Source organism: Paucibacter sediminis, assembly GCF_030254645.1.
Classification (GTDB): domain Bacteria; phylum Pseudomonadota; class Gammaproteobacteria; order Burkholderiales; family Burkholderiaceae_C; genus Paucibacter_B; species Paucibacter_B sediminis.
In genome coordinates this window covers 130,127-143,914 of the sequence record NZ_CP116346.1, presented here as the reverse complement: position 1 = coordinate 143,914, position 13,788 = coordinate 130,127, and the positions used below count along the sequence as shown (strand labels likewise).

Below are 13,788 nucleotides of genomic sequence, written 5' to 3'. Positions count from 1 at the left end.
CCGGAGGGGCGGCCGGCGCCGACCTCAGGGCTCGGCCAGGTCGGTGCTGCGCTTCTTCATGCCGGCCTTGGCCTCGTACATGCGTGCGTCGGCCTGGGCCACGCAGCTATGCAGCGATTGCGTGGCGCTGGCGCGCATGGCATGGCCCAGCGCGGCGCTGGGGCTGATCCAGGCGCCCGGCGCCAGCTCGCGGCGCGTCTGCTGGCAGCGCGTCTTCAAGGCCTCCAGTTCGGCCAGTACCTGGGCCTCGCCGATATTGGGCAGGATGAAGACGAACTCGTCGCCGCCGATGCGGAAGGCGTCGGCCTGCGGCCATTGCGCGCGCGCCGTCTCGGCGAACAGGGTGATAAGCGCATCGCCGGCGGCATGGCCATGGGCATCGTTGACGCGCTTGAGGTTGTTCATGTCGGCCACCACGATGGCCTGCGGGTAGTCGCCCGCGGCGGTCTCGGCGCGCTGGCTGAAGTAGTTGCGGTTGTGGAAGCCGGTCAGGCTGTCGGTGTAGAGCAGGTGCTCGCGCTCGCGCAGGAACTGGGTCTTGGCGCGCTGCTCGATCAGCTTGCGCACGATGCGCACCGTCACCGCCAGGATCGCCAGCAGCACCAGGCCCAGGCCGGCCAGCAGCATCAGCAGCCGCCGGTTGGCCTCGTTGCGCAGCGTCGGCACGGTCTGGATGCCGGCGTACTTCATCTCGTCGAACTGGATCAGCGGGATCACCTTGTCCATGATGCCGGCCAGCTCGGGCTGGCGCTTGCCGACGCCGAAATAGATGAAGGAGTCCTTGGAGGTGATGCCGCGCTTGACCAGGTCGGTATAGCCCAGACCGTTGATGTAGAACTCCACCACCGTGGGGTTCTCGATCATGTAGGCGGCGCCGCCATCGCGCAGCAGCTGCAGCGATTCCATGATGTTGGCGGTCTTGACGATGCGCGGGTTTTTGAGGTTCTTGCGCAGGTATTCCTCGTGCCAGAAGCCGTCGATCACCGCCACCGGCTGGCCGTCCAGGCCGTAGACATCCTGCACCGGCGCGCTGCGCTTGGCGCCGACGATGATGTCGCGCTCGGTGCTGATGGCGCGCGGGAACAGGAAGTCGGCCAGGCGGTCCTCGGTCTTGGCCATGTTCAGCACATCGACCTTGCCCGCGCGCACCTGCTCGATCAGCTGGGCGAAGGGCCCGCTCACCACCTTGAAGCGGATGCCGACGATCTCGCCGATGCGCTGCAGGGTGGCGCCGGCAATGCCCTTGTACTGGCCCTCGTGGAAGTAGTCGAAGGGCAGATAGTCCTCGGCCACGCCCACCACCGCCTCGCCCTGCAGCTCCAGCCAGGCCAGCTCGGCCTCGCTGAGGCGCAGCACCTTGCGGTTGTAGAGGCGGCCGGCCTCGCGCGCGAGCTGCTGGATATGAGGTTGGCGCTGCTCGATGTAGCGGTTGATGATCTGGCCCAGCAGCTGCTGCTCGCGCGCCACCGCGAAGGTCATGTCCGAGGTGATGGACTTGAGCTCGGCCACCAGGGTCAAGGTGGGGTGCTCGTGCAGGAACTCGTATTCGACGCCGCCGCCCGAGGTGACGAAGCCGTCCACCTGGCCGGCGGCCAGCGCGGCCAGGCCGGCCGTCTGGTCTTCGAAATTGCGCGGCTCGAAGCGGATGTTGGGGAATTCCTTGGGCAGTTGCTCGAGCACGAAGTCGTTGGCCAGAAAGCCGACGCGCTTGCCGTCCAGGTCGCCCAGGGTCTGCACGCTCGAGTCCTTGCGCGCAAACACCGTGTAGGGGTATTTCCAGGCCGCCCGGGTGAAGCGCATGATCTTTTCGCGCTCGGGGGTGGCGTTGGCGCCGTAGAGCACGTCGATGCGGCCCTGCACGAAGCGGCTGTAGGCGTCGTCCCAGCTCTTCACCTCGGCGGGCACCAGGCTCAGGCCCAGCTGTGTGCGCATATCGTCCAGCAGCGCCGGCAGCAGGCCGACGCGGCGGCCGCGGAACTCGAAGCTGTCCATGCCGCCAAAGGGATCGAAACCGACCGTGAAAACCTGTTTCTGGTGAGCGGCGATCCAGCCGCGCTCGGCCTCGCTCAACTTCACCGCGCCGGCCGCCGTGGCGGCGGCTCCCGCCATGCACAGCAGCAGCGCCAGCAGGGCACGCGCGCAAAGCCTCAGAATTTCAGCAACAAGCAGCAAGGGCAACTCACTTGGGACGCCGTCAGCGGCGCGCCGATCTTAGGGCCTGGCAGGCCCGGCCCAGATTGCACTACTTACAGGCTGTTGCAGGCCATCGCGCCGCACGCCTCATGATGCGTTCCATGGGCCGCGACGACGGCCTGACGGAGGCGGCTCCAGCCCGGAGCGCCCCAGCCTTGTTGGGGACCATCATGAGATTCGTAGGCACATTGAAGGTTTGGAATGCGGAGCGCGGTCACGGCCTGGTTGATCCCGAGAACGGCGGTCAGCCGGTATTTGTGCACATCTCGGCCTTCCCAACGGATGCCGCACCCCCCACCCAGGACGAGTGGCTGAGCTTCGAAATTGTGACCGGGCGTGACGGACGCAAGCAGGCCGTCAAGGTGCAGCGCAGCAGGCGCGTCGTCAACCAGGCCTGGGCCACGCCGGCACCGCCGCGGCGCGTGCAGCGTCAGCGCCCGGCCTGGGGCCTGGCGCTGGGGCTGGCCCTGGCGGCCAGCGCCGGCCTGCTGGGCTGGATGCAGCTCTCGCAGTCGCAGGAGCCCGAACGGCTGGCGCAGTTGGCGCCCGTGGCGGCCAAGGCGCCTGCCGCCAAGAAGCACTAGACCTTCAGTTCCAGGCGCAGCTGCCATTGCGTGTAGCTGCGGCCCGCGCTCTCGCTGGCGATCTGCTGGCTGGCGGTATTGAACAAGGTGGCGCTGCTGTAGTCCAGCGGCGCCACATTGCTGCCCGACAGGCGCAGCTGCGCATTCGGGTTGAAGCTCCACATCGCGAAGGCATCGGCTACCAGCTTGCGCGTGGTCTGGCTCTGCTGCAGCGCGCTTTGCTGGATGGTGTTGGCGGGCGTCCAGTTGAGCGTGGCGCCCAGGGTCAGCGGCAGGCTGCGCAGACGGTAGTCGGCGCCCAGGTTGGCGGTGGCGCGCGGCTGCTGGTCGAGCCGGTTGTCGGGCCCGGGGATGCCATCCACCCTGGAGCTGAACAGGCTCAGATTGCTGCGCAGCGCCACCGGCCAGGCCTCGTCCCACCATTCGTCGAGGCGGAACTTGGCCTCCAGTTCCAGGCCCATGGTGCGGGCCTGGCCGATATTGCGCGGCCGCGTGATCCAGCGCGGCTCGCTGGCCCAGCCCACCGTCTCGAGCTGCGGATTGCTGCGGATCAGGTCCTTGATGCGGCGCACGAACAGGTTGGCGCTCAGCACCCCGCCCTTGCTGAGATAGGTCTCGTAGGCGATGTCGATGCCGGTGGCCAGTTCGGGGCGCAGCTCGGGGTTGCCGGCACGGTCGGGCTGGTCGGGGGTGTTGGGGCCGCAGAGCTGGCCGGCCAGCGGGCAGGAGCCATTGGTGTTGTTGATGCTGGGCTTTGCGATCAGGTCCTGCAGCTGGGGTGATTTGTAGCTGCGCGTCAGGCTCATGCGGATCTGGTCGCGGCTCTTTTCATCGAATTTCCAGACCGCATGCAGGAGCGGCGTCCAGACGCCGGACTTGTTGCTGACGCTGTAGCTGGCGGCGGTGCTCTTGGTCGCTATGCCCTCCCAGCGCAGGCCAGCATAGAAGGCCCATTGCTTGCCCACGCTCCACTCGTCCTGCGCATAGGCGGCCAGGCGCAGCGTGGACGCGGAGAGCTCGTCGCCGAAGTCCAGCAGGTTGTGGCAGGCCAGGCCGTTCTCCAGGCAGATGCGGGTCTGGTCGCGGCGCGTGCTCTCGGCCTCCAGGCCGGCCACCAGGCTGTGCTCATTCTCTAGCTGGCGCGAGAGCTTGCCGTTGAGGCTCCAGCTGCGGTCATCGCTGTCGGTGCGGTCGTCCTGCGTGCGCGCGGGCAGCAGGCTGCCGTCGGCGCCACGCAGGTATTCCTGGCGCAGGCTGTGGCCCTTGCCCCGGCCGGCGCCCAAGCCGGCGCGCAGCTCCAGGCGCGTGCTCTCGTCCAGCCGGGTCTGCCATTGCGGGCCCAGGCGCAGCATGGTGAAGCGGTTGTGGCTGCTGGTATCGGCCACATCAAAGGCCTGGGGGGGCGTTTGCAGCGCATGGCTTTCGCTGTCGTTCTCGTTGGCCACCAGAAAGCTCTGCAGGGCCAGCGTGTCGCCACCGCCCAGGCGCCATTGGATGCGGCCGGCGGCGTGCAGGCCGCGGGTCTCGCCCTCGGTCTGGCCGCTCAGGCTGCGCAGGCTCTGCTGGCCGCTGGCCAGGTCGGTGCTGCGCGTGCGGTTGTTGATGTCGTCCAGGCGCCTGCCATTGAGCAGGCTCACGTTCAGGTTGTAGGCGCCGCCGCGCTCGTCGAGCTTGTCGTTGCGGGTCCAGCTGATGCCGGGGCTGATGCGGCCGCGCTCGGCGCCGAAGCCGAGCTTGATGTCGTTGATGCGCTTTTGCAGCGCCTCGCGCAGCACGATGTTGATGGTGCCGGCCACCGCGCGTGCGCCGTACTCGGCGGTCGGCGCGCGCATCACCTCGATGCGCTCCACCTGCTCGGGCGGCAATTGGTCGAGCGCGAAGCCCGGCGGCATGCGCTCGCCGTTCACCAGGATCTGGGTATAGCCGCCGCCCATGCCGCGCATGCGGATCTCGCCGCCGCGGCCGGGCCGGCCGCCGGTGGTGACGCCGGGCAGGCGCTTCAGCACCTCGCCCATGGTGGAGTCGCCATAGCGCTCGATCTCCTCGCGGCCGATGATGATCTTGGCGGCGGTGGCGCCGCGTCGCAGCGCGTCATCGCTGGGCCCGCCCTGGACCTCCACGCGGTTCAGCTGTTCGGTGGGCGGCTTGGCGGCCGGGCGGGGCTTGGCGGCGGTTGCGCTGGCCGCGGCCGCGGGCGGTTCGGCCTGCTGCGCCAGCGCGGGTGCGCAGGCCAGGGCGAGTTGCAGGGGAAGGAGACGGCGCATCGTGCGTGAGTGGGTGGGTGAATGCAGGGCGGGGGCCGGCAAGGTGGCGAAGCATCGCACGCAGCGGCGCCGGCACCCGAAGGCCAGGCCGGGCTTTTTAACTTCTTTACAGTGCTGTCGCGTTCAGGGCAGCGGGCTGAAACGCAGGCCGCGGATGCGGCTGCAGTCCAGGCTGAGGCCGAGGATGCGGCCATCGGCGGCACGCTCGGCCACGCGCAGCAGCTGGCTGCTGCTCATCCAGTAGCCCGGCGCGCGCAGCTCCATCAACGTGTCGCTGAGGCCCAGCAACTGCCAGGGCTGCGGGCTGCGCATCAGCGGGCCCTCGACTGTCACGCTGCCGTCTTCGGCGATCTGCCAGGTGCTGGCGATGTCCGGGCAATGCCAGCGGCCGGCCAGGCCCGCGGGCAGGCCGGCGCGCTGGCCCAGGGGCTGCAACTGATGTTGCTGGCCGGCGCCGCTGTCCAGCAGCAGCGTGCCTCCGGTGCCGGCGCGCAGGCGGAACTCATAGGCACCGCGCAGCGGCAGCCAGCTGCCATCGGCCTCGGGGTAGAGCTCGAAGCTCAGGCCCCATTGCTGCGCCGTCAGGTGCGTGCCGGGGCCCTGCTGCAGGCCCAGCAGCAAGCCGGCCTCGGCGTTGATCCACTCGCCCGCCCAATCAGGTGCCGCCGCCTTGGCCATGGCAGCGGGCGGCAGCACCAGGTCCAACAGCTCGCGGGCGAGCTTGTAGGGGTTGCTGCCGCTGTCGTTGCTGATCACGACGATGCTCAGGCCCTCGGCCGGCAGCAGCAGGAACTCGCTGCGGTAGCCCGGCCAGAGCCCGCCATGGCCCACGCAGGCATGGCCGCGCCACTGGCTGTGTTCGAGGCCACGCGCATAGGCGGCAGGTTGATTGCCGCTCAGCAAGGTGGGCGCCATCAGCGCCTCGGCCAGGGCGGCCAGTTCGGGCGGCGGCGCCAGCAGGGCCTGGGCCCAGTGCGTCAGGTCCAGCACATTGGAGACCAGGCCGCCCTCGCCGCCATGCTCGAAGCCATGCAGGGCGCGGCGGTAGCCGCCATCGGCCTGACGCAGATAGGGTGCGGCCAGGCCCGGCAGGGCCAGGTCGCAGGGCACCACCATGCGGGTCTGCGCCATGCCCAGCGGGGCGAAGATGGCCTGTTGCAGATAGTCGCCCAGGCTCTGGCCGCTGAGTCGCTCCACCAGCAGGCCCAGCAGCAGGTAGTTGCTGTTGCAGTAGAGGAAGCGGCTGCCCGGCGCGCTGTTGAGGTGGCGGTTGCGCGCCAGCGCCGCGGCCATGCTGGCGCGGCGGGTCAGGTGTTCGAGGCCCACGCCACCCAGGCGCAGCAGCTCCAGGAAGTCGGGCAGGCCGCTGCAGTTGCGCATCAGCTGGTCCACCGTCACGGCCTGCGGCAGCTGCGCCAGCTCGGGCAGCATGCCGCGCGCATCGGCGCCCAGATCGAGCCGGCCCTGGGCGGCCAGTTGCAGGCCGGCCGCCACGGTGAATTGCTTGCTCACCGAGGCGATGCGGAACAGCGTCTCCGCGCCGATGCCGCTGCGCTGCTCCAGGCTGGCCAGGCCATGGCCGCTGGCGTAGAGCAGCTCGCCGTGGCGTGCCACAGCCACCGCATGGCCGGGGCTCTGCGGGCGGGTGAGGGCGGCCAGATGGCCGTCGATGCGGGTCGGCAGCGTGCTCATGGTGATGGGCGCCAGTGAGGGGGCGGCGCCGGGCTGGCGCAACTTCACACATCATTACACCGGCAAGCGCACCAACAGCCGGCGACTTTTCTACCATGCGCACAAACGGAGGCGTCCATGACCTTGCTCCTGACAACCCGCCGCGCGATCTGCGCCTGCGCCCTCGGCGCGCCGATGCTGCTGACGATGATGGCCGGCGCGCGGGCGGCCGGCCTCGACGAGGGCGAGGCGCGGCGCTTCCTGGCCCAGGCCAGCTTCGGGCCCACCGAGGCTAGCACCCAGGCGCTGATGGCCAGCGGCAAGGCGGCCTGGCTGCAGGAGCAGTTCGCTCAGCCGGCCTCGGACTTCGTCGGCATCGTCGCGGTGGACGTCAACGCCAAGATCGGCTGCCCGGAGGGCGCGCCGCCCGGTTGCAAGCGCGACAACTACAGCCTGTTCCCCTTGCAGCTGCAGTTCTTCCGCAACGCGCTCGGCGGGCCCGACCAACTGCGCCAGCGCACCGCCCTGGCGCTGAGCCAGATCCTGGTGGTGTCGGGCCAGCAGATCAGGCTGCCCTATGCGATGGCCAACTACGAGCGCATCTTCCTCGGCCATGCCTTCGGCAATTTCCGCGACATCCTGCGTGAGGTGACGCTGAGCCCGGCGATGGGCCGCTTCCTCAACATGGCCAACAACGACAAGCCCAATCCGGCCAAGGGCATCGCGCCCAACGAGAACTATGCGCGCGAGCTGCTGCAGCTGTTCAGCATCGGCCTGTGGCAGCTGAACCCGGACGGCAGCCAGCAGCTCGACGCCCGTGGCCTGCCCCTGCCCAGCTACGACCAGGAGGTGGTGGAGGGCTTTGCCCATGTGTTCACCGGCTGGAGCTATCCGCCGCGCCCCGGCGGGCGCGACAGGTTCCCGAATCCGCCCAACTTCAGCGGCCCCATGCTGGCCTATGCCGCCCACCACGACCTGGGCGCCAAGCAGCTGCTGCTGGGGCAGACCCTGCCGGCGGGGCAGGGCGCCGCGGCCGATCTAGAGGCCGCCCTTGACAACGTCTTCAGGCATCCGAATGTCGGCCCCTTCATCGGCCGGCAGCTGATCCAGCAGCTCGTCACCGCCAACCCCAGCCCGGCCTATGTGGCGCGCGTGGCGGCCGCCTTCAATGGCAGCTCCGGCGCTCAGGGTGGGTCGGCGCGCGGCGACATGAAGGCCACGCTCAGCGCCATCTTGCTGGACCCCGAGGCCAGCGCCCCGCCGCAGCCGCAGAACTTCGGCAAGCTGCGCGAACCGATCCTGCAGCTGACGCATCTGTTCCGTGCCCTCGGCGGCGAGAGCGATGGCGTCTGGCTGCGCGGCCAGGCCGCGGCGCTGGGCCAGCCGATCTACAGCCCGCCCTCGGTGTTCAACTTCTTCCCGCCCGATTACGACCTGCCCGACGATCCGAGCCTGGATGGCCCGGCCTTCGGTGTCTTCAATGCCAGCGCCGCCTTCCGGCTCAGCGGGATGTTCGCGACCGCGCTGAACGGCAAGGGCGTGCCGCCCGACGACAAGGTCGCCGGCAGCACCGGCAGCAAGATCGACCTGACGCGCTGGCAGGCCCTGGCGGCCGACCCCGCGGCCCTGGTGAAGGAGATCAGGCGCGTGCTGTTCGCCGGCCGCATGAGCAGCAGCCTGGAGCAGGCGCTCTTGAAAGCCGCGCAGCTCGCGCCCGCGGGCAAGCCCTTGGAGCGCGCCCGGGCGGCGCTGTTCCTGGCCGTCATGTCCCCTGAGTATCTGGTGGAGCACTGAGATGAGCGACTACACAGCCAACCGCCGCCAGTTCCTCGCCCGCGCCGCCGCGCTCTCTGCCGCCGGCCCCTTCGCGCTGGGGTCGGGTCTTGCCGCGCCGCTGCAGGGCAGCGACTACCGCGCCCTGGTCTGCGTGTTCCTCTACGGCGGCAACGACGGCAACAACATGCTGGTGCCGATGGATGCGGCAGGCTATGCCGCCTATGCGAAGGCGCGCGGCAATGCCGCCGCCGGCGGGCTGGCGCTGCAGGCCTCCAGCCTGGCGCCGCTGGACGGCCTGACGCTGGGCCTGCATGGCGCGCTGGCGCCGCTGGCCGAGCTCTGGAACCAGGGCCATCTGGCCCTGCAGGCCAATGTGGGCACGCTGCTGCGGCCGCTCAGCAAGGCGCAGTTCGCCAATGGCGGCAGCGGCGTGCCGGGCAATCTGTTCTCGCACAGCGACCAGCAGGCGCAATGGCAGCAGGGCGGCTCGGGCGCGCAGGGCAGCAGCGGCTGGGGCGGCCGCATCGCCGACCTGCAGCCCGCCAGCACCGTGCCCGCGGTGATCTCGGTGAGCGGCAACAACGTCTTCATGAACGGCGCCAGCAGCCAGGGCCTGGCGGTCTCCGCGGGCGGCAACTTCGCCATCAAGGGCTTCGGCGCCAACCCGGCACGCAACCCGCTCTACGGCCTCTACACCAGCCTGCTGCAGCAGCCTTATGCGAATGCCGAGCAGCGCGCCGCCGCCGCGGTGCTGAACCAGGCCCTGCGCGCCAGCGAAGCGCTCAACGGCGCGCTGGCCTCCGCCGGCAGCGTGGCGGGCCTGTTCGCCGGCCAGGGCAGCGCCATCGCCCAGCAACTGCTGACGGTGGCCAAGCTGCTGGAGGTGCGCGCCAGCCTGGGGGTGACGCGGCAGATCTTCTTTGTCTCGCTGGGCGGCTTCGACACCCACAACAACCAGCTCGCGCAGCAGGAGAACCTGTTCGGCCAGCTGGGGCCGGCGCTCAGGTCCTTCTACGACGCGACCCAGCAGCTGGGCCTGGCCAAGCAGGTCACCACCTTCACCGCCTCGGACTTCGCGCGCACCCTGCAGCCGGCCTCGGGCGGCGGCAGCGACCATGCCTGGGGCAACCACCAGCTCATCATGGGCGGGGCGGTCAGGCGCGGGCTCTATGGCCGCATGCCGCAGCTGCTGCTGGGCGGCCCCGACGATGTCTCGGACGAGGGCCGCTGGCTGCCCAGCACCGCGGTGGACCAGATGAGCGCGACGCTGGCGAGCTGGCTGGGCGTGGGCGCGGCGGACCTGCCGCTGCTGTTCCCGCAGCTGGCCAACTTCGCCACGCCGACGCTCGGCTACTTTGCCTAACCACCGCTCTTGGCGCGTATGCGGATGCGCGCCTCGCGCGAGCGCGACTTCCACTCCGACAGCTGGGCCTGGCGCTGCAGCGGCGTGCGCTGCTCGCGGCCCAGCTCGCGCTGCAGCTTGTGATAGCTCTTCAGCCGGGCGGCGCTGAGGGCATCGCGCACCGCGCAGCCCGGCTCGTCCTGGTGGCTGCAGTTGCGGAAGCGGCATTGCGGCGCCAGGCCGCTGATGTCGTCGAAGGCCTCGGCCAGTTCCTGCTGGTTGACATCCAGCTGCAGGCCGCGCAGGCCCGGGGTGTCGATGATGCAGGCACCGCAGGGCGCGCGGTGCAGGCTGCGCACGCTGGTGGTGTGGCGGCCGCGGCTGTCGTCCTCGCGCACGCTGCCCGTACCCTGCAAGTGCGCGTCACACAGGCTGTTGGTGAGCGTGCTCTTGCCGGCGCCGCTGGAGCCCAGCAGCACCAGGGTCTGGCCCGCGCCCAGCCAGGGCCAGAGCGATTCGCGCGCGCTCGCCTGCGTGCCGTTCACCGCCAGCACCGCCTGTGGCCCCTCGCGGCAGGCGCGCAAGTGGGCCTGCACTTCGGCCAGACGTGCCTGCACCTGGGCGCAGCGGTCGGCCTTGCTCAGCACCACCACGCTGGCAATGCCGGCGGCATGCGTCAGCACCAGGTAGCGATCCAGGCGCGCCAGGTTGAAGTCGTGGTCCAGCCCCATCACCAGCAGGGCGGTGTCGACATTGGCCACCAGGGTCTGGCGCAGGCCCTCGGGGTTGCGGCGGGTCAGCGCGTTCAGGCGCGGCGCCTGGGCCCGCACCCAATGCTCGCCGAAGGCGTCGGGGCCGGCCAGCACCCAGTCGCCCACGGCCAGCGACTGGCCCTCGTCGCGCAGCGCCTGCTGCAGTTCGGCCGCGATGCGCGCGCTGCACGCGCGCTGGTGGGCGCCCAGCAGCTGGACGCGGTCGCGCTGCACTTCGACGACGCGCATCGCGTCGGTGTTGGCGGGCCAGTCAAGGCCGGCCAGATGGGAACGGAGACTGTGGTTGAGACCCAGGGTCTGCAACAGGGTCAGGTGTTGTTGCGTTGCTTCGAGCATGAGTGACGATTCCAGGCATGTGGAGACTCGGCAGGGCGCGGGCCTTGCCGGTGACAGCGGGGGAATGCGTCGGCCGCGGGGGGCGGCTCGGAAGCTAGCTCAGGCCACGCAGGCTGCGTGGCGGGTCCAACTCAGGTGCGGCGTGTCGTGAACGCGGCCGACAGGAGGCGGGCAATATCAGTCTTGGCCATGGTGATCTCCTGTTGAGTTGAAGGAAGAAGAACGAGCCGCGAGTGTGCTGCAGGCGCGCCGCGCCGGTCAAGCGCCGCGCGGCAGCTGTGCGCTTAGGGCCACAAAAAGCAAAGGGCCACCGATGGTGGCCCTGCTTACCGGACAGGAGGTTTGCACCCCGAGACGGTTCCCTTGGCGCTGGTGACGGGTTCCAGTGTTCTGCCCAATCTGCAGCCGGTTTGTCGCCTTGGATGCTTTGCATTGTGCCGAGTCTGTGTGACAGTGATTTGACGAACAACAATGTTTTGACAGCTCATATGAAAACTGCGGTCTCCACCGCCAAACCCCGCCTGCCGGCCGGCATCTGGGTGCTTGGCTTCGTGAGCCTGCTGATGGATATCTCCTCGGAAATGATCCACAGCCTGCTGCCGCTCTTCATGGTGGGCGGCCTGGGCGCCTCGGTGTTCACGGTGGGCCTGATCGAGGGCGCGGCCGAGGCCACCGCGCTGATCGTCAAGGTGTTCTCCGGCGTGCTGAGCGACCACTGGGGCAAGCGCAAGGGCCTGGCCCTGCTGGGCTATGGCCTGGGCGCGGCCACCAAACCGCTGTTCGCGATCGCCAGCGGCGCCGGCCTGGTGCTGGCGGCGCGCCTGATCGACCGCCTGGGCAAGGGCATACGCGGCGCGCCGCGCGACGCGCTGGTGGCCGACATCGCCCCGCCCGCGCAGCGCGGCGCCGCCTTCGGCCTGCGCCAGTCGCTCGATACCGTGGGCGCCTTCGCCGGGCCGCTGCTGGGCGTGGGCCTGATGCTGCTGTGGGCCAACGACTTCCGCGCCATCTTCTGGGTGGCGGTGATCCCGGCGGTGCTGGCCGTGCTGCTGCTGGCCCTGGGTGTGCGCGAGCCCGTACATGCCGCCAGCGCCGCGCCGCGCGGCGCGCCGATCAGCCGCGCCAAGCTGCGCCGGCTCGGCCCGGCCTATTGGTGGGTGGTGATGATTGGCGCGGTGTTCACGCTGGCGCGCTTCAGCGAGGCCTTTCTGGTGCTGCGCGCGCAGCAGAGCGGGCTGGCGCTGGCGCTGATCCCGCTGGTGATGGTGGCGATGAATGTGGTCTATGCCCTCAGCGCCTACCCGCTCGGCGCGCTGGCCGATCGTGTCAACCATCGCAGCCTGCTGGCCTGGAGCCTGCTGCTGCTGATCGCCGCCGACCTGCTGCTGGCCAGCAGCACGGCCCTGCCGGCCCTGCTGGGCGGCGTGGCGCTGTGGGGCCTGCACATGGGCATGAGCCAGGGCCTGCTGGCCGCCATGGTGGCCGACGTCGCGCCCGCCGAGCTGCGCGGCACCGCCTACGGCTTCTTCAACCTGCTCAGCGGCGTGGCGATGCTGATCGCCAGCGTGGCGGCGGGGCTGTTGTGGGAGACGCTCGGCGCGCCGGCAACCTTCGTGGCCGGTGCCATGATCAGCGCGGTGACGCTGGCCTTGTTGTTGATGCGCAAGGCCTGAGCGCCGCTCTGCTGACGAAAAAAGCCCCCGGCAAGCGCAAGCTCGCCGAGGGCATGAACGGTAAGTGCGGCGCGAGCGCTGCGGGGCCTACCGAGGAGACAAGGGGTCAGGTCTTGCCGGGCTTGGTGGCTGTGGTTCAGCGCGCCCCGGGGACGTAGATCTGGTCGAACACGCCGCCGTCGTCGAAGTGGGTTTTCTGTGCGCTGCGCCAGCCGCCGAAGAGTTCGTCGATGGTGAAGAGCTTCACGGCGGCGAACTGTTTGGCGTATTTGGCGGCGACCTTGGCGTCGCGCGGGCGGTAGTAGTTCTTGGCGGCGATCTCCTGGCCTTCGGGCGTGTAGAGGTACTCGAGGTAGGCCTGGGCCTGCTTGCGCGTGCCCTTCTTGTCGACGTTCTTGTCCACCACCGCCACCGGCGGCTCGGCCAGCACCGAGAGGCTGGGGGTGACGATCTCGAACTTGTCGGGGCCCAGCTCCTTCACCGCCAGATAGGCCTCGTTCTCCCAGGCGATCAGCACGTCGCCGATGCCGCGTTCCACGAAGGTGGTGGTGGAGCCGCGTGCGCCGGAGTCCAGCACCTTGGTGTTGGCATAGATGCGCTTGACGAAGGCCTTGGCCGAATCGGCGTTGCCGCCCGGCTGCTTGAGTGCATAGCCCCAGGCCGCCAGGTAGTTCCAGCGCGCGCCACCCGAGGTCTTGGGGTTGGGCGTGATCACGTCGATGCCGCTGCGCGCCAGGTCCGGCCAGTTGGCGATGTGCTTGGGGTTGCCCTTGCGCACCAGGAACACGATGGTGGAGGTGTAGGGGCTGGCGTTGTTGGGCAGGCGCTTCTGCCAGTCGGCGGGGATCAGCTTGGCCTGGTCGTGCAGGGCGTCGATGTCATAGGCCAGGGCCAGGGTCACGACGTCGGCGTCCAGGCCGTCGATCACCGAGCGCGCCTGCTTGCCCGAGCCGCCGTGCGATTGCTTGATGGCCACGGTCTCGCCGGTCTTGGCCTTCCATTGCTTGGCAAAAGCGGCGTTGAAGTCCTGGTAGAGCTCGCGCGTCGGGTCGTAGGAAACGTTCAGCAGGTTCACATCGGCATGGGCGGCGGCGGCGCCCAGCGCAAGGGCCAGCGAGGCGAGGGAAAAAAGGGTGCGGCGGATGGGGTTCACGGTGTTGGCGGGTGGCAGTGGTT

At 69.7% G+C, this 13,788-nt stretch carries 9 protein-coding genes; 4 read left to right on the top strand and 5 right to left on the bottom strand.

Annotated features, from left to right (window positions below; all coding sequences use genetic code 11):
- Window positions 1–24: 24 nt before the first annotated feature.
- On the bottom strand, window positions 25–2,172 hold the full coding sequence (locus PFX98_RS00675; RefSeq protein WP_285233244.1) for a transporter substrate-binding domain-containing diguanylate cyclase: 2,148 nt from the start codon (window positions 2,170–2,172) through the stop codon (window positions 25–27).
- A gap of 191 nt (window positions 2,173–2,363) precedes the next feature.
- Between PFX98_RS00675 and PFX98_RS00670 the strand changes: the two genes are divergently transcribed.
- A complete protein-coding gene (locus PFX98_RS00670; RefSeq protein ID WP_285233243.1) occupies window positions 2,364–2,777 on the top strand; it encodes a cold-shock protein in 414 nt (137 codons plus the stop codon).
- Here the strand turns inward: PFX98_RS00670 and PFX98_RS00665 are convergent.
- Both PFX98_RS00665 and PFX98_RS00660 read right to left on the bottom strand, forming a co-directional pair.
- Window positions 2,774–5,041 carry a TonB-dependent receptor plug domain-containing protein gene (locus tag PFX98_RS00665; protein WP_285233242.1) on the bottom strand — a complete coding sequence of 756 codons (2,268 nt, stop codon included), beginning with the start codon at window positions 5,039–5,041 and terminating at the stop codon, window positions 2,774–2,776. The two genes, PFX98_RS00670 and PFX98_RS00665, sit on opposite strands and share 4 nt — an antisense overlap.
- Window positions 5,042–5,164: 123 nt before the next feature.
- A complete protein-coding gene (locus PFX98_RS00660) occupies window positions 5,165–6,733 on the bottom strand; it encodes a serine hydrolase domain-containing protein (protein WP_285233241.1) in 1,569 nt (522 codons plus the stop codon).
- Window positions 6,734–6,850: 117 nt separating this feature from the next.
- Between PFX98_RS00660 and PFX98_RS00655 the strand changes: the two genes are divergently transcribed.
- The gene (locus PFX98_RS00655; RefSeq protein WP_285233240.1) at window positions 6,851–8,506 is read left to right on the top strand and encodes a DUF1800 domain-containing protein; all 1,656 of its coding nucleotides are present in this window, start codon (window positions 6,851–6,853) and stop codon (window positions 8,504–8,506) included.
- 1 nt (window position 8,507) lies between these two features.
- Window positions 8,508–9,851, top strand: coding sequence for a DUF1501 domain-containing protein (locus tag PFX98_RS00650; protein WP_285233239.1), 1,344 nt, complete (start codon window positions 8,508–8,510; stop codon window positions 9,849–9,851).
- Here PFX98_RS00650 and rsgA read toward each other — a convergent pair.
- Window positions 9,848–10,939, bottom strand: coding sequence for a ribosome small subunit-dependent GTPase A (rsgA, locus tag PFX98_RS00645; protein WP_285233238.1), 1,092 nt, complete (start codon window positions 10,937–10,939; stop codon window positions 9,848–9,850). The genes PFX98_RS00650 and rsgA overlap by 4 nt on opposite strands.
- 488 nt (window positions 10,940–11,427) lie before the next feature.
- Between rsgA and PFX98_RS00640 the strand changes: the two genes are divergently transcribed.
- On the top strand, window positions 11,428–12,612 hold the full coding sequence (locus PFX98_RS00640) for an MFS transporter (RefSeq protein ID WP_285233237.1): 1,185 nt from the start codon (window positions 11,428–11,430) through the stop codon (window positions 12,610–12,612).
- Window positions 12,613–12,748: 136 nt separating this feature from the next.
- Here PFX98_RS00640 and PFX98_RS00635 read toward each other — a convergent pair whose 3' ends face one another.
- Window positions 12,749–13,765, bottom strand: coding sequence for a sulfate ABC transporter substrate-binding protein (locus tag PFX98_RS00635; RefSeq protein ID WP_425334648.1), 1,017 nt, complete (start codon window positions 13,763–13,765; stop codon window positions 12,749–12,751).
- Between the last annotated feature and the right edge of the window lie 23 nt (window positions 13,766–13,788).

What these genes read in the sequence shown, in the direction of transcription:
- PFX98_RS00655 (WP_285233240.1), top strand. Translation starts at nt 6,851, where the DNA reads ATGACCTTGCTCCTGACAACCCGCCGCGCGATCTGCGCCTGCGCCCTC.
- PFX98_RS00650 (WP_285233239.1), top strand. Translation starts at nt 8,508, where the DNA reads ATGAGCGACTACACAGCCAACCGCCGCCAGTTCCTCGCCCGCGCCGCC.
- PFX98_RS00670 (WP_285233243.1), top strand. Translation starts at nt 2,364, where the DNA reads ATGAGATTCGTAGGCACATTGAAGGTTTGGAATGCGGAGCGCGGTCAC.
- PFX98_RS00640 (WP_285233237.1), top strand. Translation starts at nt 11,428, where the DNA reads ATGAAAACTGCGGTCTCCACCGCCAAACCCCGCCTGCCGGCCGGCATC.
- PFX98_RS00660 (WP_285233241.1), bottom strand. Translation starts at nt 6,733, where the DNA reads ATGAGCACGCTGCCGACCCGCATCGACGGCCATCTGGCCGCCCTCACC.
- rsgA (WP_285233238.1), bottom strand. Translation starts at nt 10,939, where the DNA reads ATGCTCGAAGCAACGCAACAACACCTGACCCTGTTGCAGACCCTGGGT.
- PFX98_RS00665 (WP_285233242.1), bottom strand. Translation starts at nt 5,041, where the DNA reads ATGCGCCGTCTCCTTCCCCTGCAACTCGCCCTGGCCTGCGCACCCGCG.